We start from the raw sequence: 23,982 nt of genomic DNA, 5'->3' as shown, positions 1-23,982 counted from the left end.
TTCGCTTGGAGCAGCCGGTAAGGTCTAGTTATGGAAAAGCGATTTATTCCCCGTCATTGCGTGAAAGCGCCGCTTTCAGCGCATCGCCGAGACTGCTGGTCAGTTCCATCTGATCGCTGTATTGCGAAATCAGCTGAGCTTGCTGTTTTTTATTGACGCGTCCGCCCTTCTCGCCAAGCATCTCGATGACGTTGCAGTGGCGGCATTGGGCATATTTGCCGTTTTTGCCGGTATGAATTTCCATCTTTTTATGACATTGCGGGCAGCGTTTGTTCGACAACGGCGCTTCGGTGGCGCGGCGGTATCCGCATTCCCTGTCGGAGCAGACCAGCATTTTGCCGCGTTTCCCGTTATGCTCCAGCATCGGCTTGCCGCAGTCCGGACAACGCGAAGAGGTCAGATTATGCGGACGGTAGCTGGCGTCGCTTTTTTTCACTTCAGCCACATGATGGACGGTTTGCTCGCGAATCGCGGCCAAAAACTTCGTTTTGTCGCCGCGGCCTTTGGCAATGCTCTCCAGCTCGCTCTCCCATTTGGCGGTCAGCTCAGGGGACCGCAGATCGGCCGGCACCAGGTCGATCAACTGCTGGCCCTTTTGCGTCGGGACCAGCCGGTTTTGCTGGCGCTCGATCGTTTGGCTGGACAGCAGCTTCTCGATAATATCCGCACGTGTTGCCGGCGTACCCAGATTGTGCTTCTCCATTTGCGTCAACAGCGTAGCTTCGGTGTAACGGGCAGGCGGCTTCGTCTTGTGCTCGGAGAGGCGGCACGATTTCATCGGCACCGAATCCCCCATCTTAAGCGGCGGGAGCAGCTGCCCGGCGGGCTCGCGTTCTTCGGCATCGTCGTCGGCATCCGTAAACGCAGAAGCGCCGGCGTTCTGGTAAACTTCTTTCCAGCCCGCGTCCTTCTGTATCCTTCCTTTGGCATAGAAAGTTTCGCCTTCCGCCTGCAGGGCGACGCTGGTTTCATCATATTGATAGGCCGGATAAAACAAAGCAATAAATCTGCGGGCAATCAGGTCGTACAGCTTGCGTTCCTCATTCGATAAGGCGCTTAAGTTGACGTATTGCTCGGTTGGAATAATCGCATGGTGATCCGTCACTTTGCTGTCGTCGACAAACCGTTTGGTCACATTCAGCGGCTTGCGCAGCAGCGGTCTCGCCAGCGGCGCATAAGGCCCTACCGCAATGCTTTCCAGCCGGCCCTTAAATGTCGGCACCATATCGCTGGACAAATACCGCGAATCGGTTCGCGGATAAGTGACCAGCTTATGCTGCTCATACAGCCGCTGCAGCACCGATGAAGTCATCTTGGCGGAGAAGCCAAGCTTGTTGTTCGCATCGCGCTGCAGCTCGGTCAAATCGTAGGGCTGCGGGTGCGGTTCGCTTTTTCCCGTGGTGGACAGGCGGGTGACCTTGGCCGCGGAGCAGCGCTTCAGCTTGGATACAAGCGAATCGGCTTGCGTCTTATCAAAGATACGGCCATCCTGCTGCTCGCCGCTTCTCCACTGCGCCTGGAAAGAACCGAAGTCAGCGCTCACTGTCGCATAAGGAACCGGCACGAACCGCCGAATTTCCTGCTCTCTTCCCATCATCATCGCCAAGGTTGGCGTTTGCACACGTCCGGCGGACAGTTGGGCGTTAAATTTGCTGGTCAGCGCCCGCGTGACGTTCAGGCCGATCAGCCAGTCCGCTTCCGCACGGCATACAGCCGAAGCGTACAAATTATCATAGTCACGGCCCGGTTTCAGCCGGGCGAAACCTTCCTGAATCGCCTTATCCGTCTGCGAAGAAATCCACAACCGCTTAAAAGGCTTGCGCCAGCGGACAAGCTCCATGATCCAGCGGGCTACCAGCTCTCCCTCGCGCCCTGCATCGGTAGCGATAATCAATTCGCTTAAGTCGCCGCGTTTGCACAAATCGGAAACTGCGCGAAATTGATTTCCCGTTTCGCGGATGACCTTCAGGTTCATTTTTTGCGGCAGCAGCGGCAGGTCTTCAAGGTTCCACGTTTTATATTTTGCATCGTAGTCTTCCGGCTCCGCCAGCTCTACAAGATGTCCCAGCGCCCAGGTAACAACGTATTTCGGCCCTTCAAAATAACTTTTCTGCTTCTGGCTGCAGCCAAGAACACGCGCCAATTCTTTGGCGACACTTGGCTTTTCGGCGAGTACAAGCGATTTCATGTATGTTCTCCTCTGAATGTGTAGTATTTGGATAAAAAGACGTTATTTTATCATAACATATTGGGCCGGAGATATTGAACTTTCCTTGGAGCGGAATTTAGTTTACATAATATATGTTATGTAATCAAAAACCCGCCAATCTGTTAATTGACGGGCCTACCTCTAACCTTTTTTTCTTGTCTATATATCTTATATGTGTTTAATCCCTCTCAGATTTGTTATATCCGCTGTCTCCGAAAGGCTGTAACTTCTCGAACCACGGTTTTAAAATTTGCTTCTGCTCCCAGCGCATGTCCGTCACCTTGTCGCTTTCCTTTTGCTCCAGCACCTCATAAGTAAACGCATCGGCTCCGAATTGCTTCCAGTCCTTCTGCAGCCCGGCGTTAGCGAATCTCCCTGCGTCCAGCTGCATCTTTAAGGTGAGCCATTTGTTTTTCAAATTGGGGTAGCTGTCGATAAAGATTTTGCCGTTAACATGGTTTTTGATTTGGGCGACACCCATATACGTCTTGATCTGCTTGTAATCTTCCAAAAGCTCCTTGCGTTTATTTCTGTCCATTGATTTCACTCCTATCGTAGTTATGAGTATGATTAAAAACTATACATACCGGGCGATGATTCGAACTAATTGTGCAGGGAACTCATGTAAATGGGTTATATCCAAAAATCGTTCGTTCCCATAGATGTCACTAATTACATCTTTGTCTTGACCTATGGCAGCCGCAAGAAAAGTAATTCCTTTCCGTTCAAATTGTTCAATCGTTTGCTGCATGTCTGTAACGGCATAACTTCCTGTATAGTTGTCCATCGCTTTGGGTTGTCCGTCACTTATGCTAACCAGCAGTTTGGTCTGTTGCGGCGAGTTAACCAGCTGTTCCGCCATGATGCGCAGAGCCATTCCATCCCGATTGTTGCTTCTGGCTTGAATTTTCATGAGTCTGTAGCGATCGTTGGGATCCGTCTTATCCATGCCAGTATATGCGAAAATCGACATTTGTTCGATCTTGGAAACATCCGCAGTATCGCCGTAGATCAGGATGGGAATATTACAAATTTGACAATATTCATATACCGCGATTACGGCCCGCTTTGCTGCTTCCAGTCTCCCGAAAGCTGCCATTGATGCGGATTCATCAACCCTTAAACCTACCGCAAGGGAAGGAAATTCAGTAGGAGGGCGTTTTTTCGCAAAATACTTGTAATCCCTGTAAGCAACGCTGTCCGCTTGAAATTTTCCGCCATAATAACGATTCCTCGCAAACTCGTTAGACAGCTCATGCTCCAAAAGCGGGAGTGTCTTTCTGGCGATTTCCTGCACAATAGGCATAAGCCCCTTGCTTAATCTGACGTATTCCCGTTGGTTTTCCTTGTCGTAATCCGGACGATGAACGATAAGTTTCACCTTGTTATGAATAGATGCAGACACAACTTCCCGGGCGTCTCGATTCAGCTTTTTACGAAAATCACGGTCTCTTGCTTTCGCCTCCTCTGACATCGGCTCAGGATTTGCCTGATGGTATTGGGGGGACCCATCTTCCCCCAAATCTGCACTTTCCATATAAGCCAAATCGTCAGAAGTATGGGAGGAGCTTTCTTCGCTATCTGCAGATTTTTTTACCGATATCCCCTGCTCTTCTGCACTGTGATCACTGTCAAAATCGGCATCGTCTATGTCTCCCCATGTTCTGATCTCTACCGCATCGCTGCCGTTTTGCTTTTTTACGTCCATTTTGTCGATCTCTTTCTTATCGGCTTCTTCTTTATCGATTCCCTCCAAGCCGGCCATCAAACCATGGTTTCGAAGCGCATCTTCCAGCAATTTGATTTCGTCGGAATCGGTTGTGATCTTGTAAATGACTTTGTGATAAAGCGATTGTTTGGCGGAAGCTCCTCCGGCAATCGCATCTGTCCAGTAGAACAAGGAACGCATTCCGGCTACACCTTTGATTGCATGAGCCCGGGCCGTTTTGTCCAAAATAATAATGCTATCCGCCAAAACAGCCAATACCTTTTCATCGTGAAAACCGGTTTTCGCTATCGCTCGCTCCACCATGATTTCTTTGCCCGGCAGATCCATCTTCTCCGAGTGCTGAACTCTGTCGCGCAGCGCTTCGTTAAGCGGCCGGGCTCCTGCATAACTGCGGTTGGTAGTGATGACCGTTATGAAATCCGGGTGCCTTCTAACGATTTCAGTGGGAAGGTTGATGCTGCCATCCAGCTCTAAGGCAGAGTTTAACGCCATCAATACGGCAGCGTCGCGAATCACGTTTGGTTCTTGGATTTCCAGAAGATACCCTTGTCGATAAGCTCTGACGATCTCCGACGGGTAAAACCGGTATTCTACCGCTGCTGTGTCATTGTTTTGCGAAACAAGCTTTAGGATTTGTTTCATTTTTGAGGCAGCCTGCTCTTGTGTAATCCCCAATACCTCCATCACAACTTCCGTGATGCTGTGAAAACCGCCGCTTTCATATAATGCGTTTAAGACGGTCTGCTCTTCCGGCTCCAATGCAGCTAATTGTTCTGATGAAATAACCGGCAAAATGGCGCCAATAATATCCGATTTATCCATATCGGCAAAACAGGTTACTTTCGTATAAGGCAGCCCGAAGTTCGCCGATAATGCTTTGGCAAGCTGCGTTTTACCGGAACCTGCGTCGCCTTCCAGCAAAATATTGGCTATTTTCATTTCCCCGCGATGCCAGTTGCGCTTTATTTCTTGACTGATGCGCCGTTCTTCTTCGCTGATTTGATGCGTTAACGGCTTTTTCCAAACAAGCTGTTTTTCCGCATCTGTCAGTTGTCTAGACGGTGACAAGTAATATTCATATTCAGTCATGGCGATGGATCCTCCTTATTCGTAGACTTTGTTTTTTTCTTCGTCATGAGAGGCAGCAGCAGAAGCGCTCCAACCAGAATCAACCCGCCGCTGAGCAGATAAACCGTTAGCAAAGAAAACGTATTTTTTAGATAACCGGATATGAACATGCCAATGACCATCATCCCCATAAAAACAGGCATGATCGCTCCCATTACCCGCCCGATAAAGGCCCCTTCCGTATTCCGCACAAGCAGCGTCTGGATTCCGCTTTGAATACTTGGGAAAAACAAACCGCTGATGACTAATAAAACGATCGTTAGCCATACCATTTCTGACGCTCCCATTGCTGCGGTACAAATTGCCGTAACAATCAGGCCTGCCATGAGCAGCAACTGGGGCTGCACCTTTTTGGCGATCCCCATGATGACAGCTCCGCCAACCAACATGGCTGCCCCATTCGTCATCACCAACCATTGCAGAAATGATTTGCTTTGACCCAGTTTTTCCATCACAAGAAAAATCTGAAGCGGCTGAGTTAGTCCTGATGCCAAGCCAATTGCCGCAAACGTCAAGCAAAGCGTTCTTAAGGATCGATTGGACCCGATATACCTCAGTCCGGCCGTCAGCTCCTTCATGAAGCTCCCCTCGCCACTCGAACTTGCCTCCTCCGCGTCACGGGGAAGCGAAGATAACACAAGCGAAGACCCCAGGAACAGAATTGCCGTCAGGACAAGGGACACATTAATGCCAAATTGTAAGAAAATAAACGTGCCTGTGACCGGACCCAACACCGTAAAAACGGCAATCACCGTTTGGGATAATGCCATCACTCCTTGCAACTGTTCGCCCGGCACGTGTTGTTTGTACAACTTCATAGCCGAAGGCTGAGAAAATTGAGACAGGCTGGCGGAAACAAAAGAACCGATGAGCAGCGCGGTCCATCCGCCATTCATGACGGCAAGCAGCACAACCCCAACGGATAAGCCGGAGAGCAGATCGCTCCATACCATCGTACGTTTCGGCCGCCATCGGTCGGCAAATGTCCCGCCAATCAGAGCGAAGAGAAAGATCGGAGCGAATTCCGCAACCGAAATCAGCGATACATAAACCGGATCGTTATTCGTTAAATCGGTGACATAAAGCAACACGGCATAATTGCGGATCCAAATTCCCAGCTGCAACAGCACTCGGGAACAAACAATAGTTCGAACATAACGATTTTTAAACATGTTGAATACCCCAAATCCCTTCATCGTTTTTAATAATGTGCGCCGACGTTTCTTAATCTTTTCATCGTCCGCCATTTACTAAATTACTAATTTACTAAATTACTTATTCAATATATCTTCGTTTTCGTCGTGAGTCAACCGGTTTTAAGCGCCTTTTTTTACAAGTCGTTTTGAACGTCAGAGGTTTGGGGCGAAAATAAGCACAAAAAAAAGCCGGATTTCCTAAACGAAAGGAAATTTCGGCTTGTTTGAACTACATTTTAGCTTAACGTACGTTGTTCGTATTGGTGGCTGTCCCCCGTTATCGGGTAATGCTGAAAATAATCGATTCTTTCGGCCAGCGTCGGATGAGTCCCCAGAAAAAACTGCACCAGCTTCGGCGGATTCACATCCGACAAGCTATTGGCCGCCAATTGTTGAAATGCCCGTACACCCGCTCCCGAATCCTGCATCAGCGAAATCGCGTATTGGTCGGCGCTGTGCTCATGATTGCGCGAAACGGCGTTATCCAGCGGCGCCGCGGCAAAGGTCAGCACATTCACGATCAGCAGCAATACCGGCAAACCTGCAATATCTAACCTGCCGCGCAGCCCCATCGCCGCTCCCCACCGCGAACGAACCGCCTCCCATAACAAATACACAAACCAGAAGCCTGCGAAACTTTCCGCAATCCCGTACAACGTTCCCCACAACACATGATGTCTGACATAATGTCCCATCTCATGTGCCATAATAAACAAAATTTCGTCTTTCTTGAGCTTTTGCAGCGTGGTATCCCACAGCACAATCCGTGTCGACGGACCGATTCCGTTTACGTACGCGTTAATCGTATTGGTCTGCTTGGACTTATCGACCTGATACACTTGATCGGCCGGTATGCCGGCCTCCCCGGCCAGCTTTAAAATATCCTGCTTCAGCTGCTGATCCTGGAGCGGTTTGAAATCGTTAAAAACGGGATCCAGCACAATCGGCTGAACTAGCGAAAAAAACAAAGCAAGCGGAATCGAAGCAAGCCAGCCCCACAGCCACCAGCGCCGCGGGCTTTTTTTCATCACCCACATCAGCAAACCGTAAATGACCAGCGATACGATGAAGTTAACCCCAAAACTTTTGGCCAAGTCCCCCATCCATGAGCCGAAGGACTGGTTGGATAAACCGTAGTCCATATTCAGCCGGTGCAAAAAAATATCAAGCGGCAGCTCAAGCAGTTGAAACGTAAGCTGGAACATCAATAAAAAAAGTCCAAGCCGCAGAAACGATGCGGAAAAAACCGCCTCCGCCTTATTGCGGAACCACGCCGATACGCCAAACACAAGCAGCAGCGCCATGATCGTCCACTCGAGCGGCGTAGATATGAAATAAGAAATATATTTCACTGTGCTCAGCTTATGAATGCTCTCGATCTTGTCAGCGGTCATAAAAGTTGCCGGATCTGCGGGTCCGCCGCGGAGCGATTCGGGGACATAACCTGCTGGCTGGTAATGAAAATACGCGGAAACGGCAGCGATATATACGATCAGAATCCCGGCCCATACCCACAGTGCTTTTTTCAAAATTCCCACACATCCTGTCCTAAAAATGGATTTCGACTCATTTACAGTGTAAGCTTCCTCCTCCATTTTAAACAATATGCCCGTACAACATTTGTCATTCAACCGTTTACTTCATCTTAATTTAAGATTCAACCTTTACAATGAGTTTACATTACTTAAAAGTGTTAGGAGGAAATTAAATGAATCCGATAAAAAGGATTAGAAAACGAACGGCATCACTAGAGCGCAATCCACTCATAAAATATGCATTTATTCTGCTTGTATTAATCGCTGCTCCTTTCCTGCTGATGTTTGGCATGGAGTTTGTTCAGCGCGGCTCCATAACGGGGACGCTCGGATGGATTAGCGGCAACCTGCCTATAGCTTCTCTTAATGCGCTGCTTGTATTGTTTTTACTGCTCTTATTGTACAGCTTGCTTGGTTCTTTGTTTATTTCGGTCAGCCTGTCGACGATTGTAGTAGGTTTAATGTCGCTTATTAATTATTTCAAGTCGTCGCTTGTCGGCCAGCCGTTTTTTCCATGGGACATCATGCAGCACAAAGAAAGTATGGACATCGCCTCCCTCGTAACAGGCTCGGCGCAGCTGCGCATAATCGTTATGGTGGGTGTCGCTGTGGTTGCTGTGCTGGCGGTAACCTTGCTGCTGCCGCGGCTTTCCATGCCGCTGATGTACCGTGCCGGCTTCGCCGTACTGTCGCTTGTGGCTTTATATTCGTTTTCGATGAAAACGGCGGAAATCGGCAAAATTCTAGATCGTGCCGGCGTCAGCGAAATTGTGTGGAACCAGGAGCAAAATTACGGGGACAACGGCTTGGCGCTCGCTTTTACCATGAATGTCAAGAATAGCATTGTCGCCAAACCGGAAGGCTATAACGAGGCGGCCATCGCCCAGGTAGCGCAAAACCTGGCCACCCCGCAAGCCAAATTGGCCTCGCTGCCGGCTTCATCCGACGGCCAATCGCCAAACGTCATTTTTATTATGAACGAAGCATTCTGGGATCCGACTTTGCTGCCGGGAGTCACATTCAGCGAAGATCCCGTGCCAACGATCCATCAATTGCAAAAGGAATCGACTTCGGGTTACCTGCTTTCCCCGCAATTTGGCGGAGGAACCAGCAACGTTGAATTTGAAGTGCTGACCGGCGATTCGATGAGCTTTTTGCCAAACGGCTCCGTTCCTTACCAGCAATATATCAGCAAACCTGTCCCTACCCTTGCCAGTTACTTTGAGGACAAAGGTTATAAAAGCATGGCGATCCATTCCTATGAAGGCTGGTTCTGGAACCGGGAACAAGTGTATAAACAGATGGGCTTTGAAGGTTTCATGAGCAAAGATCATTTTGACAATCCGGAATACAAGGGCGATTTTATTTCCGACCAGGAAGTTGCGAAAAGTATTATTAAACAAGTCGACGATTCGGAACGGCCGTCGTTTATTTACGCGGTCACGATGCAAAATCATGGTCCGTACGACGACATGAGATACGGCACCAACCCGATTAAAGCCGAAGGCAATTTGAGCGAACAAGCCAAAAACATTTTGGAAACTTATACGCAAGGCGCTCACGATGCCGATCAAAGCTTAAAAACATTGATCGATCATTACTCGAATTCCGACCAACCGACGATCATCGTATTTTATGGAGATCACCTTCCTATGCTTGGCAATGACTATCAGGTATATAAGGAGGGCGGCTTCATCTCGTCAAGCAACACAAGCGAATGGTCGCTGGAGGAAACGAAAAAAATGCACAGTGTGCCGCTTGTGGTGTGGTCCAATTTCGATATGCCGCAAGAACAAGTGCCAACGATCAGCGATTCTTTCTTAGGTGCTTATATTCTTGACCGATTAAATATGGAAAAACCGGCGCAATTCGCGCTTAGTTCCGAAGTATTTAAATCCGTTCCCGGTTTGCTTGGCGGTTTGGTCGTCGACAAGGACCAAAACCTGCACACCTCGGTCCCTGCGGAAGCCGAAAGTCTGGTCAACGACTACAGGCAAGTGCAATACGATCAGTTGTTCGGCAAGCAATATTTGGCCGGCTACATCGACCACGATTATTTAACCAAAGCCGCGCTGCCCAACTACAATGCCGAATTTGCGCAGAAAGATCCCGAATCAACGCTGAACGCGGACGAAAAAGAGTAAGTACGGTGGAGTGTATCCCTTCGGAAGATCGGTGGGGGTACGGTGGAGTGTATCCCTTCGGCCGCTCAATGAAACCTGTGAAATAGGAATTGGTTTTATGGAATTTTCACAGGTTTCAAAAAGCGGACGTAAACTCCTTCGGGATACACTCCACCTGCATAGTAGTAAAAGACAGTTAAAGAAGCAGAGCCCAAAATGATCGGGCTCTGCTTCTTTGTATTTAAAAAGTGAGAGATTAGTCAAGGTGGAGTGCTGTTCGCCTACACCGAGCGACAGCGATGGTACGGCGAACGAAGGCGCGGTGGGTGCGGCACGTAGCAGCTCCACGCTTCTTTGCGTCGCTGTGAGCGCTGTTCGCCTATACCGAGCGTTAGCGAGGGTGCGGCGAACAATTGCGCGGTGGATGCGGCACGTAGAAACTCCACCATCTTCGCGCCGCTGTGAGCGCTGTTCGCCTACACCGAGCGACAGCGATGGTACGGCGAACTTATGCGCGGCGGATGCGGCACGTACAAACTCCACGCTTCTTCACGCCGATGTGAGCGCTGTTCGCCTACACCGAGCGAGAGCGATGGTGCGGCGAACTTATGCGCGACGGATGCGGCACGGACAAACTCCGCGCATCTTCGCGCCGATGTGAGCGCTGTTCGCCTATACCGAGCGATAGTGACGGTACGGCGAACTTATGCGCGGCGGGTGCGGCACGTAGAAACTCCACGCTTCTTCGCGCCACAGTGAGCGCTGTTCGCCTATACCGAGCGACAGCGATGGTGCGGCGAACGTTTGCGCGGCGGTTGCGGCACGTAGAAACTCCACGCTTCTTCGCGCCGATGTGAGCGCTGTTCGCCTACACCGAGCGTTAGCGATGGTGCGGCGAACTTATGCGCGGCGGATGCGGCACGTAGAAACTCCACGCTTCTTCGCGCCGATGTGAGCGCTGTTCGCCCATACCGAGCGACAGCGATGGTACGGCGAACGTGTGCGCGGCGGGTGCGGCACGTAGAAACTCCACGCTTCTTCGCGCCACAGTGAGCGCTGTTCGCCTACACCGAGCGATAGTGACGGTGCGGCGAACGAAAGCGCGGCGGATGCAGCACGTAGAAACTCCACGCTTCTTCGCGCCGATGTGAGCGCTGTTCGCCTATGCCGAGCGACAGCGATGGTACGGCGAACGAAAGCGCGGCGGATGCGGCACGTAGAAACTCCACCGTAAGGCGGGTCCAGGGCGCAGCGCATGGAGTCCCCCCTTGGGGGATTTAGGGGGCCCCCACCAGCCGAACGAAATGGCACACCGTGCGGAGGCCCAAGTCAAAGTTTTCAAGATGGAAATGCTCGTTAGGCGCATGCAAGTTCTCATCAGGCAAGCCAAAATTCATCAGCACAACCGGGGCTTCAAGCAATCTACTGAACGAATCGACGATCGGAATCGAACCGCCCGCCCGGACGAAAACGGGTGAAGCGCCAAAGCCCGCTTCATAGGCACGCGCTGCCGCTTGAATATACGGATTGTCGGTGGAAACGCGAAACGGCTTGCCTTTGACAAGCAGCGTTAGCTTGACTTCGACGCCCGCCGGTTTGTGCAGTTCAATATGGCGCTCAATCAATTCAAAAATGCGGTCCGGGTCCTGCTGATCGACCAAACGGCACGATAATTTGGCGGAAGCGGACGACGGGACGATCGGCTTAATGCCTTCCCCTTGAAATCCTCCCGTTATCGTATGAATCTCCAACGTCGGCCTAGCGGTCGTTCTTTCAAGGAAGCTGTAGCCGGCTTCGCCAAACAAGGCGTTTACAGCGAGATCCCGCTGTACCTTCGCATCGTCATGTTTCAGAGTGGTAAAACGCTCGCGGTCAGCTTCGCTCAGCGGCTCAACTCCCTCATAAAATCCGTCGATGGTGATGGTTCCCTCATTGTTTTTCATCGAAGCGAGCAGCTCGCTCAGCGCAAAAATCGGGTTCTGCACGCCTCCTCCGTATAACCCGGAGTGAAGATCGTGCCGTGGTCCCGTTACATCCAGCTGGAATCCGCACAACCCGCGAAGTCCGTAAAGAATGGACGGGACGCCCCGCTCCTGCATCGGGCCGTCGGAGATAACAACGGCATCCGCCTGCAGTTTTTCCGCTTCTTTTTCCAATAAGGCAAAAAGATGTTTGCTGGCGATCTCCTCTTCCCCTTCGATGCACCATTTGATGTTGACGGGGAGTTTGCCTTCTGTAGCCAGCAGGGCGGCAACGGCCTTCATATGGATGAACAGCTGGCCCTTATCGTCCGTTGCGCCGCGCGCATACAACTTGCCGTCGCGGATCGTCGGTTCGAACGGCGGCGAATCCCAGCGGTCATCCGGGTCCGAAGGCTGGACATCGTAATGCCCGTAGATAAGCAGCGTCGGCTTACCCGGAGCGTGCAGCCAATCGGCGTAAACAACGGGATTGCCGCCCGTTTCAAGCAGCTGCGCATGCTCCATGCCGCCGGATTTCAGCGAATCCGCAAGCCATGCGGCTGCTTTGCGAATATGCTCTTTATGCTCGGTTCCTACGCTAATGCTCGGAATGCGCAGAAACTGGCTTAATTCCTCCAAATGAGCTTGACGGTTCGACGTGAAATAATGCTCCAACTGGTCCGACATCCACATATCCCTCTTTTCCAATGCAAAATAAGATTTATGTTTGATTTTACCATAAAGCATAGCGGCATGCTTATAATGGGCTGCGCAAGGCATCGTTCGTCGTTCAATCGCACATGCATATTTTTCCAATTAGTGGTTACGCTATGTATAATTTCTATTTGAGGTGATGATGATGGCACACGTCGTTTCGGTAGGCACCGCCCTCCCGCCTTTCCGGTTAAGCAAAGCGGATGCGCGTTCGACAGTGGAACGCTTGTTCTCAGGCTCATTTGAGCATTTGGACAGATTACTGACCATATTTGACAACAGCGGGATCGAGGAGCGGTATTCTTGCGTGCCGATAGATTGGTTTCAAAGCAAACACTCGGTCGAGGAAAAACATCTTCTATACGCCCGGCATGCCGTAGACTTGGCCGAACAGGCGATTGTGCGTTGTTTGCACGAAGCGGAAACCGATGCCTCCACCATAGACCAACTGGTGTTTGTATCTACGACCGGCACCGTTACGCCCAGCATTGACGCTTATTTGACCAATCGGCTTCCTTTTCGAAGAAATATCAAACGTACCCCCGTGTGGGGACTGGGATGTGCCGGAGGGGCCGCCGGATTGTCGAGAGCTTATGAATATGTGACCGCCTTCCCCCGCTCCTGCTGCCTTGTCGTCAGCGTGGAGCTGTGCGGGTTGACGTTTATCGCCGATGACAAATCCAAAAGCAACCTGGTGGCCACTTCGTTGTTCGCCGACGGCGCCGCGGCAGCGCTTGTATGCGGAGATGAATGGGAACGGGCGCGGGGGCCGAAAATTGCCGCCACACAAAGCACCATTTGGCCGGATACGCTGGATGTCATGGGCTGGGATGTGACCAACGACGGACTTAAGGTCATTTTCTCGCGGGACATCCCCACGCTTATTCACCAGGAGATGAAAAGCAATGTGGAGAGCTTGTTGCAGGAACGCCATTTATCCCTCGCTCAGCTCGACACTTATGTGCTGCATCCCGGTGGTATGAAAGTGCTGAAGGCATACGAGGAAGCGCTTGGACTCAGCCCCGATAAGCTGGGCTACGCGCGCAGCGTGCTGCGGCGGTACGGCAATATGTCTTCGGCCACCGTGCTGTTTGTGCTAAAAGAAGCGATGGAATCCGCCGGAACATCGGGTTACGGCTTGGCGGGAGCGCTTGGCCCGGGCTTCAGCTCCGAGCTGCTGCTGCTCGATTGGACTTCATAATCAAGGAGGAACCGGCTATGCCGACAATATTTTGGATTTTATGGAGCCTGGTAATCGGACAAAGGATGATCGAACTGGCGATTGCCAAACGAAACGGCAAGCGGCTGCTGCAAATGGGCGGGTATGAAGCGGGAGCCGGCCACTATAAATATTTGGTGGCGCTGCATGTCTTTTTCTTCGCAGCTCTTGCGGTTGAAACCTCCCTGCTGCATACTGAACCGCCGGTCTGGTGGCCGGCCGCCTGCCTCCTCTTCGGGGCGGCCCAAGTGCTGCGGATCTGGTGTATAAGCAGCTTAGGGGTGCATTGGAATACGCGAATCTATGTTCTCCCCGGGATGAACCGGGTGCGGCGCGGGCCTTATCGCTGGATCAGCCACCCGAACTATGTCGTTGTTTCGCTGGAGTTGTTGACGCTACCCCTGATGTTTGGCGCTTATATGACGGCGGCGGTTGTTACGCTGGGCAATATCATTGTTTTGCGGCATCGGATTTCTGTTGAAGAAGCGGCTTTAAACGCAGCTTCGCTTCAGCCCTAAAGGAGAAACCTGCGATGACGCATCCGCAGCAGATCGGTGAGAACGACACAGATGCAAAGGAACTAGGGCCGCACTCTGCCCCAGCAACACATTTGGCAAAATCGGCTCCTTCGGAATCCGTTTCGTATGCCTTCTTGGAGCCGCATGCTGCAGGCGAAAATGAACATCCCGGCCAATGTGCTTCGAATGCATTCCTGGAGCCGCATAGCCCCTCCGAAACTGAACGTGCCGGCCATTATCCGTATACACGCGGGATCCATTCCGAAATGTACCGCGCCAAGCTGTGGACGATGCGCCAATATACCGGCTTTGGAACGGCTGAGAAAACAAATCGCCGCCTCCACTACCTGCTGAAGCAAGGCCAGACGGGCTTATCGCTTGCTTTTGATTTGCCCACTCAGCTTGGGCTTGACCCGAATGATCCGCTTGCTGCGGGCGAGGTCGGCAAAGTTGGCGTATCCGTCTGTTCGCTTGCCGATATGGAAATATTGCTTAAAGACATCCCGCTCGGCGAAATCAGCGCTTCCATGACGATTAACGCTCCGGCCGCCATTGTGCTTGCGATGTATTGCGCCGTCGCCGAGCAACGCGGCATTCCGCTGGAACGTCTGAGCGGTACGGTGCAAAACGATATGCTCAAAGAATACGTTGCCCGCGGCACGTATATTTTTCCGCCTGAGCCTTCCATACGTCTGGCCGTCGATGTGATCGAGCATTGCGTCCATGCCCTGCCGCGCTGGAACCCGATCAGCGTCAGCGGATATCATTTGCGCGAAGCGGGCGCCACCGCCGCGCAGGAAATCGCCTTCACCTTGGCGCATGGCGCCGCCTATGTGGAAGCGGCCGTGAAACGCGGGATCCCGGTCGACATCGTCGCCCCGCGTTTCACGTTTTTTTTCGCCGCCGGGCTGCGCCTGCTCGAAGAGGCGGCCAAGCTGCGCGCCGCGCGGCGGCTGTGGGCGCGGCTGATGAAGCGGCGCTTCGCCGAGGCGGCGCCAAAAGCGCTGCAGCTGCGCGTGCATGCGCAGACCAGCGGCTCGGCGCTCACGGCGCAGCAGCCGGAGAATAACGCCGCGCGCGTGGCGCTGCAGGCTTTGGGCGCCGTGTTCGGCGGCGTGCAAAGCCTGCACACAAACGCTTGCGACGAAGCGCTTGGCCTGCCGACCGAGCAGACCGCCCGGACGGCGTTGCGCACGCAGCAGATCATCGCCTACGAAAGCGGCGTCGCCGAGGTATGCGACCCGTTGGCCGGGTCGGTCTACGTCGAAGCATTGACCGACCGGCTGGAAGCCGAAGCGGCGGATCATTTGCAGCGGATTGAGCGGTTGGGTGGTCCGCTGGCCGCCCTGCGCAGCGGATACATGCGCAGCCAAATTCACCAAGCCGCTTATGATGCCCAGCTGAATATTGACCGGCAGCAAACCGTCATCGTTGGGCTGAACCGGTTTACCGGCGGCCGCTCCTTCCCGCTCAAACGATTTGCCGCCGATCCCGATATCGCCGAACGGCAGCTTTCCCGTCTCGCCCAGCTTCGGCAAAACCGGGACAACGGCAAAACGGCGGCCCTGCTTCATAAACTGAAGCAAGCCGCCGGCAGCGATCAAAATCTTATTCCCTATATTACCGATTGTGTCAAAGCGTATGCGACGATCGGAGAAATATGCGGTGCGCTGAAAGAAATATTCGGTGAATACGAGGAGGTTTAAATGGACGTGGGAAATCGCATCAAAGTATTGATCGCCAAGCCCGGTTTGGACGGCCATACACGCGGCGCTCTTGTCGTCGCGCAGGCGTTAACCGACGCGGGAATGGAGGTCGTTTACTCCGGAATCCGCAAAACTCCTGCCGAAATTGTAGCATTGGCCGCGACCGAAAACGTCGATTGCATCGGCTTGTCGTGCTTATCCGGAGCTCATATGGAGCATTTTCCCGAAGTGCTCCGTTTGCTTCATAAACACAAGCTGGATATCCCCGTGCTTGGGGGTGGCATTATTCCCGATGAAGACGGGGCCGAGCTGCTGAAAGCGGGATTCAGCGCCATCTTCACCCCGGGAACGCCGCTGCCAACGATCGTCGAATACATCCGCAGGCTTGTCCGTACCCGCAATGCGGATGCGGCTAGCGGATAAACGCAGCAGCGAAGCGGATTACAGCACGCGGCGGGCTGTTTTATAGTTCTTTTTCCAAGTAGCGCTGTTCAGGTCGGAAATTCTCACGCCGCCTGCGCCGTAAGTATTAATCATCTTGTTGCCGCCGATATAAATGCCGACATGATGAACCGGGCTGTAGAAGAAGACAAGGTCTCCGGGTTTCAATTGGCTTTTGGCAACATAAGTGCCCACTTTGGATTGAGCCAGCGAAGTACGCGGCAAATTCACGCCATATTTATGATAAACATACCAAGTGAACGAAGAGCAATCGAAAGAGCTGGTATTGCCAAGCGTCGCACCGTATTTGTACTTGACGCCCGTGTACTTTTTCGCCGTGGAAATGACGCTTTGGGCTTTGGATGAAGAGTAAGCGTATGCGCTTTGCTGTGGCAGTGCCATGCTGCCGGAAAATAGTATAGTAAAGCTGATTCCGGCTGCAATCAAAGATTTTCCCCATTTTTTCGCGTTTAACGTGTTCGTCATCTGAGTTCCCCCTTGTGTCGGTTCGTGATGTGAGGCTTTCAAAATTGCCTAAACACACTATAGCACAAGGAAAAATTCCAACATTTACACTGCAACCTGCGAACATAGACGGGAACTGGCTTTTTAGCGCTTTATTAGAAAACGATGAGAATTAAATTAACAAAATATATTGAAATTTGTCGAAGGCTGGGTTTTTAAAGCGCAACCATCCAATTAAGCCTTATAATCCGCGCCCAAACGGCCTGTTTGGTAATACGGATAATCCATGGAAACCTGCACATTATGTGCTTTTTCTGCATCGGTCAACCATTCGACGACATAAAGCCCGAGGTCCACGGAAGTTGCCACGCCACCGGCGGTAATCACTCGTCCATCCCGCACAATACGCGCCTCGACAACCTCCTTGCAATACGGCTCAAGCAGCTCATAAGCCGGAGGATTGGTCGTCGCTCTTTTCCCGGCCAGAAATCCCGCCGCTCCCAATAGCAGCGCCCCGGTACACACCGACACCTTGATGTTTTCGCTGCCGGATGTACGGATCCACGCGACAAAGTCCTCGTCATGCCTTAAAGACCTTGTCCCCCTGCCGCCCGGGATAAAAATCAGATCATACGCCGACAAGTCCGGCCGGAGCAGCCCGGTTTTCATCGTAATGCCAAGCTCGTCGGTCACCTCCGGCGTAACGGCGCATAAATCCCAGCTCACTTCATCCATCAGCTTTAGAATACGCAGCCGTGTCACCGCATCGTAAAACCCGACAAAATCCAGTGCAGTCATCTGATCAAACAAAATAAACGCCATCTTCATGGGCGAATCCCAACCTCTCATCATTAATTGGTGAAAACAAAAAAGTGCCTGATCTTATCGATCAAACACTCGCCCAGGCGTACGGCTCATATCGGTGCGCTTCCTCATGGTAACCCATGTTCCGCCAGTCACGCACCGTTTGGATAAGCCAAGCATATCGCAATATTCCATTTTTTACAATATTTTTTTTGTTGCGAGGCGGCAAAATCCGGCTCCCCCTACATCAGTTCTATTTCCGTAGGCAAAGTGACGGTAAGTTGTGTCCCCTGCCCTTTTACGCTTTCCGCTTGAATGGTGCCTCCATGCAGCTCGGCAATTCGTTTGGCTATGGACAATCCAAGCCCCGATCCGCCGGTTTGGCGGCTCCGCGCTTTATCGACCCGATAGAACCGTTCAAAAATGTGCGGCAACTCATCTTCGGCGATGCCGATGCCTTTATCGATTACCCGTATGACAACGGAATGTTGTGCCCTGTACCACTCCAGAGCAATATCATCGGAACTGTATTTGATCGCGTTGTCCAGCAAAATAATGACGAGTTGGCGGATCTGTTCGGGATCGATCCGCAGCACCACATCTTCGCTTGGCTCGGACAGCTCGATATGCCGCCGGAAGGTAACGCTTAGATGTCTGGAAATCGACGTAAGAAGCGGAGTCAGTCGGGTCGGCTGTTTTTCGGGCTTATCCTCTTTGTGCGCTTGCGCAAGCTGAAGCAGCGAACCTGTCAGCGATTTTAAGCGCGCCGTTTCCGAGCTAATCGCCTCCAGCGCTTCCTTGCGGATCGCCGCATCGCTCCAGCCCCAACGACCCAGCAGGCTTACATAACTTTCAATCACGGTCAGCGGCGTTCGCAGCTCATGCGAAGCATCGGCGACAAACTGCTTCTGCAGCTTGTCGTTTTCCTGCAGCCGGTCGATCATTTCATTAAACGTGTAGCCAAGCCGTCCTAACTCGTCGTTTTTGCGTGTTAAGTCCGGATTCAGCTTGGCAAACGCTCCTTTATGCTGTATCTCCTGCATCGTATTGGCAAGTTCATGGATCGGCCGGAAGATGAAACGGGAATAGATCAAGCCTCCGACCACGGAAAACAATAAAATCCCTACGGACGTCAGCGTCAAAGCGGTCGCCAGCACCGTAATATAATCGTTCAGCACATTAAGCGCTCTTCCAATCTCCAACTGGCCGACCTGCTTATCGTCATCATAGATCGGCACTTGCACATACAAAAGACGGCCTGCGCTGCTTCTCTCGCTTTCCCAATGGTAGCTGGTGCGGTATACGGCGGGATGCTGCACGAGATCGTCGTTGGTAGCGATTTGATTGTGTACGATCCGGTCGGAACCAATCAGCCGGATTAACGTATTGGGCTCGGAAAATTCGTTAAGCAGCTTCTTATTGCTCCAATAATCCGGCAAATGCACGTCGGGATTGCGCAAAATAATTTGCGCTTTATTCCATAAAACCCGGCTTTCGCTGAGCATGGACATGCGGACAAAAAAGAAATAGATGAATATGTTGAAAAACGCGACAATGAGTATAAGCCAGATGCTGGTCAACATAATGAGCCGAAATTTCAAGCTCATATCTTAGCACCACTTGAGTCCTCGATATAATAACCGACGCCCCGCGCGGTTTGAATGAGCTTGGGCGTGCGGCCTTTGTCGATTTTTTGCCGCAGATACCGGATGTACACATCCACGATGTTGGTATCCCCTACAAAATCGTATCCCCACACGTCGGAGATGATCTGCTCACGCGACAATACTTGGCTTTTATGCTGAATCAAATAAAGCAGCAGATCGTATTCGGTCGGCGTCAATTCAATCGCAGTTTCGGCTCTTGACACCTTCCGCGTCTTCGGCTCCACCTTCAGATCCGCAGCGATTAAGATGCCGTCGTCCCGGGGCACAACTTTGGTGATCGCCAGTAAATTTCGGATCCGGGCCAGCAGCTCCTCAATCGCAAACGGCTTTGTGACATAATCGTTGGCTCCTTGCCCGAAGCCGCTCACAATATCGGGGGTCGTGCCGCGGGCGGTCAGCAGAATGACCGGCACGTTGGCGTTGGCTTGACGGATACGGCGAAGCACCTCAAGTCCGTTCAGTTCGGGAAGCATAATATCCAGCAGAATCAGGTCCCAGCTTTCCGATAATGCCATGTCCGCCCCTGACCGCCCGTTATAAGCGGTTTGCGTGGAATATCCCTCGTGCCCAAGCTCAAGCTCCAGCACGCGGGCAATATGCTCCTCGTCTTCGATGATCAGTATGCGTCCATTCATGTAGTCTCCGGCAACATAAGAAATTTACCGTTATCGTTTGCAGCCCTGTACCGTTTTATACGCTTGAAGCGCCCGCTTAAATTTAATTTAATTCATTAATAAATGATTAATTCAATTAATAAAAATAGTTAATGTTATTAATTTATTTTTCGATTATTTAATTATGTTAATTAGTTCGTCCCTATTTTTTGCTCAAGCAGGTAGAGGCTGCCGAAAAAAAAGAGCAAGCATAGACAAGACAACGCGGCGATTTGCGACAAATTCGTCACGATCAGGCTGGAGATGAAGAACCCTAGAGTAAAAATGAGGAAGGCAACGACAAAAGGAGCTTTTCGGACACATGCGGCGAGGAGTACGCTGAAAAAACATAAGAAGATCAGGCATGTAATACCAAGCAGCAGTCCGAATACAATTAACAATTTGGACGCGTCAAACGTAATCAGCGGTTCGATCCGAAACAAGCGGCCTTGGCAGATCCAATTTTGCACACTCAATCCGGTTAACATCACAATGGCAATCATCAAAACTTCCAATAAGATCACAATGTATTTGGACAATAAGAAATAAGCTCTAGATACCGGTAAGGACAATAACAGATGGATCGATTGTTGTCTCCATTCCGCACGCCAGGTTGAGAATGCATGCATAAACGGGAACCCGAATATCGCGACAAATACCGTTGTATCGATCGATAAAGCAAGCTGCAAGTTGATATCTGTCCATTCAAGCAAAGCAATAAACGCAATATGGAACAATATAAGGGTGCACAAGATCGCCCATAACATATTTCTGCGGTTTCGGAGATCGTTTTTGATCAGACGGCTAAAGACGCGCATGGTCGTACACCTCTTCTACGATTTCGAGCAAACTCTTGTTTTTATCGCTTTTTAACGTTTCCACGTTGCCTTTAAGCAGCAGCTTGCCTTCATGAATAAACACAATTTCATCAAGAATATTTTCCACTTCAGCGATTTCATGCGTACTGATTACAACCGTCTGCCCTTCCTCCATAAAATCCTCCACAATCGCTTGGGCGATCAACTTTCGGGTAAACGGGTCGATCCCGGAAAACGGTTCATCCAGCAGCAAATATTTGGATTGGCGGCTTAATGCTAGCAATAACCTCATCTTGGCTTTTGTTCCTTTGGAAGCTTCGGCAATCACCGTTTCTTGGCTTAACTCCAGGAAATCCAGCAGATGTTGGGCCTTCGAATCGTCCCAATCCCAATACACATCTTTTAAAAACCGCATCGCGTCCGAAAGCTTCATCCAGGGATACCATATGTCAAGATCCGGGGAATATGTGAGAATCGCTCTGGCCGGAAGGCCCGGGTATTTTCCGTCGATCGTGATCGCCCCGCGGTCAAGCTTCAGCAGCCCGGCCATCGCTTTAAGCAGCGTCGTTTTGCCTGCGCCGTTTGCTCCAAGCAGTCCCACGATACTTCCTTCCGCCGCGACAAACGACATATCGTCGATAACTTTTTTCGTTCTGAACGTTTTCTCGGCATGATCAACCCTTATCATTTGCGGGACGCTCCTTTATTGCAAAATTGTTGTCGAAGCGAAATGCGGCTCATTTAGCGCTTCATTTGACTTCTTCCATCTGAAAACCCACGCCGGAGGAATGTTTAAACACGTGTAGCCAAGATCGCAGGCCGGAAAATGGGCCTGGAATTTTTTTCTCAGCATCAGTGTATACTGGAACGCAATAAATGCCCCGTTGGGTGCCAAGGCATCATGAATGGTCCGAAACAGCCGCTCCTGCAATTCCTCGGGGAAATTCGCAAAGGGCAATCCTGAAACGATAAGATCAAACGGGCGCCCTGTCGCCTTGACGACTTCATTTAATTGCAAGGCATCGTCAAACATTACTAGATGGGGAAACCGGAGTTGTAAATCGTTTTGAAACACGGCATTTTTCTCAAATAGGTAAAAATGACTGCGATCATGTCTGCGGCTGTCTATAAATCCGGTCATCACACCGGTGCCGGGACCGAGCTCGGCAATTTGGTTCATTTTATGCCAAGGCATGGTAGCCGGCAGCATTTTGCGGACCAGAAACCCGGAGCTCGGAATCACACTTCCCACTTGGCGGGCGTGGAGGAAATACTCTTTCAAAAACAATAGTTTCTTCATATTATAAGAAGGCTCCTTTTGATTTTGATTCACCGTTGAGTGTTCGCGGCGCTTTCTCTACAGACCTTTCCCCTGCTCCATATATCTTTTCATCGTTTCCAGAATCTCCTGATCCGATTTCCCGAAGGAACGCAGCAGCTCGATGCTGCGGCTCACCGCCTCATGCAGCGCTTCCTCCCGCAGCGATTCGAGCATGCCGGGATCGTTTGTTAGAAAGCTGCCTTGTCCTCTTGCTGTCATAATAAGATTCATTTCTTCCATTTCCCGGTAGGCTCTCTGGATCGTATTCGGGTTGACCCCCAGTGTCTTGGCCAACTCGCGCCGTGAAGGAATCTCATCTCCCAGTTTATAGGTGCCATTGATGAATTTGATTTTAATGTCGTCGATAATTTGGGTATAAATCGGTTCCTTTTGATTAAATTCCATCGCAGCCTCCATGGCCAAAACCTGTATCGCTGTATTAGTTAATTAATACAGTAACACGATTTTTTCGAGGTGTCAATTTCTATAAAAAAAGAAGCTGCCGACACTAACCTTACTGTGTCCGGAAAGCTTCTTTTTGGCTTCAATCTGCGTCCGTGAAATCCTTGACCGTGGAAGCGGCCCATTCTTGTTCACATTTGAGCAGGGCAATCCGGTGCTTAATGGACAAATCAACTCCGGAACCGTGGCCATGCTCGGGAACGGCCTGCAATAAGGCAAGCTGCCGCTCGATTTTCAAAACCTTTTGCTTCAATAAACTAACGGCCTCCTGCTTGCTAAGATGGTCGATAAACATAAATCCGATATCGCCGGCCGGCGTAACTTCCTCAATTGTTGACAATGTGCCTCTGAGCAGCTCATAAAATTTTTGCTCCCCTTTGGGCGTAATTGCATACATTTGCCTTGGCGGCCGGTTTCCTTCCTGTTCGACGGAAACATCCACATCGCCATTTTGGTTCAGTCTTTTTAAAATGGAGTAAGCTGTTGCCTTTTTCATATCCGAAACTCGTCCCAAATTTTTCTCTATAAACTCGTTAATTTGGTACCCGTGCTGGCTTTGCGTCATCAGCAAGCCCAGCACCAAAAGCTCTCGTTCATCCATCGGAAAATCACCTCGTCTACTTCATTATAGTCACCCTTGACTAAAAGAGCAAAAGCTGATATTCTTACTCATGTACTATTAATCACATATGACTATTTTGTTCGTGATTAATCTCTTCATGAATAACGACAACACATTGGAGGTAAAAACGATGTATGGACTGCTTTTATTTTTTCATTTAACCGGTTTATCAATTTGGCTAGGTTCACTTGTTGCCGTCATTGTGATGCTAACGATGATGAAAAAGCACATCGCCAGCCCTGAAATCGGCCAACTCGCTCAGAAAACAGTCAAAATCTTTAATTTCCTTACCCATCCCAGCTCATTTGTCGTGTTAATCAGTGGTGTTCTGCTTATCGTTGATATGGGTCTAATCAGATCGGCTAAACCGTTTTGGATGCATTATATGGAGGAAGTCGGCGGGATGTTTATTCTTTTGTTTATCGTGCTTCTCTCGATTCTCGGCAAAAAGCTCGTCGTCAAACTGACTGCCGGCGATCAGCTTGACATCCGTTCCGGAATGGCCCGGTACCTCAGCGGCATGATGGTTAGCGTAGTTTGTGTCCTATCCGTTGTTTTTATCGTCGCAGTTAAGCTTTGATCCTCCCGGCATACGAAATCCCTGCCCGGTCCCCAGCGGACTAAGCAGGGATTTTTTGTGTTTTACAAAAGAGTTTGAAAAAATCATTGACTCCGCAAGGATTGATGACTA

Annotated in this window: 21 protein-coding genes and 1 riboswitch; of the genes, 6 read left to right on the top strand and 15 right to left on the bottom strand. The window is 50.8% G+C overall.

What is annotated here, in order from left to right; translation table 11 throughout:
* Positions 1 to 43 precede the first annotated feature (43 nt).
* The 5 genes from EYB31_RS08265 to EYB31_RS08245 form a co-directional block, all read right to left on the bottom strand.
* Complete coding sequence (locus tag EYB31_RS08265; RefSeq protein WP_131012810.1) at positions 44 to 2,188, bottom strand: DNA topoisomerase III; 2,145 nt, start codon at positions 2,186 to 2,188, stop codon at positions 44 to 46.
* Between the two features lie 199 nt (positions 2,189 to 2,387).
* Positions 2,388 to 2,747, bottom strand: coding sequence for a GIY-YIG nuclease family protein (locus EYB31_RS08260; RefSeq protein ID WP_131012809.1), 360 nt, complete (start codon positions 2,745 to 2,747; stop codon positions 2,388 to 2,390).
* Between the two features lie 39 nt (positions 2,748 to 2,786).
* A complete protein-coding gene (locus tag EYB31_RS08255) occupies positions 2,787 to 5,027 on the bottom strand; it encodes an AAA family ATPase (RefSeq protein WP_131012808.1) in 2,241 nt (746 codons plus the stop codon).
* Entirely contained in the window at positions 5,024 to 6,238 is a 1,215-nt protein-coding gene (locus EYB31_RS08250) for an MFS transporter (protein WP_131012807.1), read from the bottom strand. Before EYB31_RS08250 ends, EYB31_RS08255 begins: the two co-directional genes overlap by 4 nt.
* A 260-nt stretch (positions 6,239 to 6,498) precedes the next feature.
* Positions 6,499 to 7,791, bottom strand: coding sequence for a M48 family metallopeptidase (locus EYB31_RS08245; protein ID WP_165452299.1), 1,293 nt, complete (start codon positions 7,789 to 7,791; stop codon positions 6,499 to 6,501).
* A 179-nt stretch (positions 7,792 to 7,970) separates the two neighbouring features.
* Here EYB31_RS08245 and EYB31_RS08240 point away from each other — a divergent pair, with 179 nt between their 5' ends.
* Positions 7,971 to 9,941 (top strand): LTA synthase family protein, encoded by a 1,971-nt coding sequence (locus tag EYB31_RS08240; RefSeq protein WP_131012805.1) that lies wholly within the window; start codon positions 7,971 to 7,973, stop codon positions 9,939 to 9,941.
* 1,256 nt (positions 9,942 to 11,197) lie between these two features.
* Here EYB31_RS08240 and EYB31_RS08235 read toward each other — a convergent pair.
* On the bottom strand, positions 11,198 to 12,568 hold the full coding sequence (locus tag EYB31_RS08235) for a dipeptidase (protein ID WP_131012804.1): 1,371 nt from the start codon (positions 12,566 to 12,568) through the stop codon (positions 11,198 to 11,200).
* Between the two features lie 166 nt (positions 12,569 to 12,734).
* Here EYB31_RS08235 and EYB31_RS08230 point away from each other — a divergent pair, with 166 nt between their 5' ends.
* Genes EYB31_RS08230 through EYB31_RS08215 form a run of 4 tightly spaced genes read left to right on the top strand, consistent with a single transcriptional unit; the run spans position 12,735 to position 16,461 of the window.
* Entirely contained in the window at positions 12,735 to 13,796 is a 1,062-nt protein-coding gene (locus EYB31_RS08230; RefSeq protein ID WP_338119916.1) for a type III polyketide synthase, read from the top strand.
* Between the two features lie 17 nt (positions 13,797 to 13,813).
* Positions 13,814 to 14,332 (top strand): isoprenylcysteine carboxyl methyltransferase family protein, encoded by a 519-nt coding sequence (locus EYB31_RS08225; protein ID WP_131012803.1) that lies wholly within the window; start codon positions 13,814 to 13,816, stop codon positions 14,330 to 14,332.
* A gap of 14 nt (positions 14,333 to 14,346) precedes the next feature.
* Positions 14,347 to 16,038 carry an acyl-CoA mutase large subunit family protein gene (locus EYB31_RS08220; RefSeq protein ID WP_131012802.1) on the top strand — a complete coding sequence of 564 codons (1,692 nt, stop codon included), beginning with the start codon at positions 14,347 to 14,349 and terminating at the stop codon, positions 16,036 to 16,038.
* Positions 16,039 to 16,461, top strand: a complete 423-nt coding sequence (locus tag EYB31_RS08215) for a cobalamin-dependent protein (protein ID WP_165452298.1) — start codon at positions 16,039 to 16,041, stop codon at positions 16,459 to 16,461.
* A gap of 18 nt (positions 16,462 to 16,479) precedes the next feature.
* Here EYB31_RS08215 and EYB31_RS08210 read toward each other — a convergent pair whose 3' ends face one another.
* The 9 genes from EYB31_RS08210 to EYB31_RS08170 all read right to left on the bottom strand — a co-directional run bounded on the left by EYB31_RS08210 (position 16,480) and on the right by EYB31_RS08170 (position 23,270).
* Positions 16,480 to 16,965 (bottom strand): C40 family peptidase, encoded by a 486-nt coding sequence (locus EYB31_RS08210; protein ID WP_131012801.1) that lies wholly within the window; start codon positions 16,963 to 16,965, stop codon positions 16,480 to 16,482.
* 213 nt (positions 16,966 to 17,178) lie between these two features.
* Positions 17,179 to 17,772, bottom strand: coding sequence for a DJ-1/PfpI family protein (locus EYB31_RS08205; RefSeq protein ID WP_131012911.1), 594 nt, complete (start codon positions 17,770 to 17,772; stop codon positions 17,179 to 17,181).
* A gap of 64 nt (positions 17,773 to 17,836) precedes the next feature.
* Positions 17,837 to 17,914, bottom strand: a riboswitch (ZMP/ZTP riboswitch).
* A 76-nt stretch (positions 17,915 to 17,990) separates the two neighbouring features.
* The gene (locus tag EYB31_RS08200) at positions 17,991 to 19,355 is read right to left on the bottom strand and encodes a sensor histidine kinase (RefSeq protein WP_131012800.1); all 1,365 of its coding nucleotides are present in this window, start codon (positions 19,353 to 19,355) and stop codon (positions 17,991 to 17,993) included.
* Entirely contained in the window at positions 19,352 to 20,050 is a 699-nt protein-coding gene (locus tag EYB31_RS08195) for a response regulator transcription factor (RefSeq protein ID WP_131012799.1), read from the bottom strand. Before EYB31_RS08195 ends, EYB31_RS08200 begins: the two co-directional genes overlap by 4 nt.
* Before the next feature lie 170 nt (positions 20,051 to 20,220).
* Positions 20,221 to 20,886 carry an ABC-2 transporter permease gene (locus tag EYB31_RS08190; protein WP_131012798.1) on the bottom strand — a complete coding sequence of 222 codons (666 nt, stop codon included), beginning with the start codon at positions 20,884 to 20,886 and terminating at the stop codon, positions 20,221 to 20,223.
* Complete coding sequence (locus tag EYB31_RS08185; RefSeq protein WP_131012797.1) at positions 20,873 to 21,574, bottom strand: ATP-binding cassette domain-containing protein; 702 nt, start codon at positions 21,572 to 21,574, stop codon at positions 20,873 to 20,875. The genes EYB31_RS08190 and EYB31_RS08185 overlap by 14 nt, the downstream gene beginning before the upstream one ends.
* A gap of 15 nt (positions 21,575 to 21,589) precedes the next feature.
* Positions 21,590 to 22,186 carry a class I SAM-dependent methyltransferase gene (locus EYB31_RS08180; RefSeq protein WP_131012796.1) on the bottom strand — a complete coding sequence of 199 codons (597 nt, stop codon included), beginning with the start codon at positions 22,184 to 22,186 and terminating at the stop codon, positions 21,590 to 21,592.
* A 57-nt stretch (positions 22,187 to 22,243) separates the two neighbouring features.
* Positions 22,244 to 22,612: a GntR family transcriptional regulator gene (locus EYB31_RS08175; RefSeq protein ID WP_206105442.1), complete on the bottom strand. Its 369-nt coding sequence runs from the start codon at positions 22,610 to 22,612 to the stop codon at positions 22,244 to 22,246.
* Positions 22,613 to 22,751: 139 nt separating this feature from the next.
* Positions 22,752 to 23,270 (bottom strand): PadR family transcriptional regulator, encoded by a 519-nt coding sequence (locus EYB31_RS08170; RefSeq protein WP_131012794.1) that lies wholly within the window; start codon positions 23,268 to 23,270, stop codon positions 22,752 to 22,754.
* Positions 23,271 to 23,358: 88 nt separating this feature from the next.
* Between EYB31_RS08170 and EYB31_RS08165 the strand changes: the two genes are divergently transcribed.
* Positions 23,359 to 23,871, top strand: a complete 513-nt coding sequence (locus tag EYB31_RS08165; RefSeq protein ID WP_131012793.1) for a hypothetical protein — start codon at positions 23,359 to 23,361, stop codon at positions 23,869 to 23,871.
* Positions 23,872 to 23,982 lie beyond the last annotated feature (111 nt).

The sequence above is a fragment of the Paenibacillus thalictri genome, from assembly GCF_004307995.1.
Lineage (GTDB): Bacteria > Bacillota > Bacilli > Paenibacillales > NBRC-103111 > Paenibacillus_AF > Paenibacillus_AF thalictri.
This window is presented reverse-complemented; position numbering and strand designations above follow the sequence as displayed.